Raw genomic sequence first — 1909 nt, 5'->3', positions numbered from 1 at the left:
CCTTCGGGCCGCGGGGAGGAAGGGGGGAGGGGCCATTGGGCTTCCCCATCGTGTACCCAAACAACAAATCTGGAAAAAGCACTACAAACCGGATTCTGGGGGTATCTATCCGAATACACGGAGGTGAGAGATGAACCGTAGAGTGCTCCTTCTCATTGTCGTTCCCTTGCTGGTCCTCGCATGTTGCGCCACCGGGGTGGCCGTCGGCGTGCTGGCCTTCGCCCCTCTGCGTGAGCGGGTGATGGCCATGCTGGGGCTCCGTCAACAGACGTTGGCCGCCGAGCTCATCCCTGCCGATGCCGTCTTTTACATGTCGCTGTCCTATAACCTTCAAGCGCAGCCCGGCTACGAGACGATCCGCAAAGCTTACCTGGACAACCCGAAGATCAAGCGGGCGCTCCAGGATGCGAAGGAGAACCTGAAAAAGGAGTCGAAGATCGACTGGGATGCTGAAGTGGCCTCGTGGCTGGGGTCGGAAATCGGGCTGGCCGTGCTTTCCCTCTCTCCAGAGGATCTGAAAGGCGATGCGCCGCCTTTGGTGCTGCTGGTCGCCTCGCGGGATTTGAACGCCTCGAATCGGTTCCTGGAGCGGCTTCGCGAGCGGGCGGCGGAAGAGGGATCTCCCTTTGAGGAGCGAACTTACGGGCAGACCCGTTACTGGTTCCGGCCTACGGAGCCAGGGACAGAGGAGCCTCCCATCCTTCTCGCCACCGTTCGCGATTTCGTGGTGATGGCCACCCAAGAGAAGGCCCTCCAGGCGGTCGTGGATCGGGCCGATGGGAAGGGCGAGTCCCTCTCCCGTTCACCGCGTTTCCAGCGGGTGATGGAGGAATTGCCGAAGCAGGCGGTGCTGCTGGGTTATATGGATTTCCCATCGATGCTGGAAGCTTATCGGAAGACCTTGTCCCAAACCCCCGGGGCGCCTTCCTTCGAGGAGATGCTCGGGGCCGGGCCTTCCGGGCAGATCCTTCAGGCGATGAAGGTAGGTGGCTTCTCCGGGGAATTGTTGTCGGAGGGGATCCGCGTGCAGTATGTCACCATCATCCAACGGGAGGAGCTGTCGCCGGAGGCCCAGGAGATGCTGGATGCGCCGGCGATCTCCGAGCGGATGCTCGCGCGCGTTCCTGAAGATGTCCTGTTTGTGTTTCAGACCCCCCAAATCGGCAAAGCCATCCGGCAGACCCTGAACGCCATGCGAGCGAATCCGGATGTGGAGCGGCAGCTGGAGGATATGCAATCCGCTCTGGGGATCGATTTGGAAGAGGATCTCCTCTCCTGGATGACGGGGGATCTGGCGTTCATGCTCCACCGGGTTTCAACGCCGGCCATACCGGAATTGCCCGTGGGTTTCTCTGCGCTGATCGAAACCGATCGACCGGAGGAGGCGCGCGCGGGATTGGAGCGGCTGGAACGCCTCCTTCAAATCTCAGGGCTAACCGTTGAGGAAATGGAAATCAGCGGCCGCCCGTTGCGGGTCCTCATCGATCCGAGCGGAACCCAAGTGGCGGCGTATGCGGTCGGTCCGGAGGCAGTGGGAATCGGCTTCCCGCCGGAAGCCTTGGCGAAGGCCCACCCGGAGCGCTCGCCGGAACGGGCGATTCAGGGGAACCCGCGGTTCCAGCAGGTTCTCCGTCACCTTCCCGGTCGTCGCAGCGGATTGGTGTTCGTGGACACTCAGGGGCTCTGGGATCTGATTGGAGATCGGATTCCGCCAAGCCAGCGGGAGGGGTTTGAGCAGGATGTCCGCCCATTCCTGGAGCCGATCAAAGGGATTGGGAGCGCCAACGAGGCCAGCCCCGGCTCGACGGTTCAGCGAGGGGTGTTCTTTATTTATATCGTCCCTGAGTCCCAGTGAAGGGGTTCCTTGCCATAGGGGGGTGGGGGCGAGCTGGGCGCCGAAGGCGCCCAG

1 protein-coding gene is annotated in these 1909 nt (G+C 62.2%); it reads left to right on the top strand.

The features are described 5' to 3' along the window. The first annotated feature begins 130 nt into the window (after positions 1–130). Complete coding sequence (locus ACFMO5_RS09460; protein WP_376792501.1) at positions 131–1855, top strand: DUF3352 domain-containing protein; 1725 nt, start codon at positions 131–133, stop codon at positions 1853–1855. Positions 1856–1909 lie beyond the last annotated feature (54 nt).

The sequence above is a fragment of the Thermoflexus sp. genome, assembly GCF_042408365.1.
Lineage (GTDB): Bacteria > Chloroflexota > Anaerolineae > Thermoflexales > Thermoflexaceae > Thermoflexus.
This window is presented reverse-complemented; position numbering and strand designations above follow the sequence as displayed.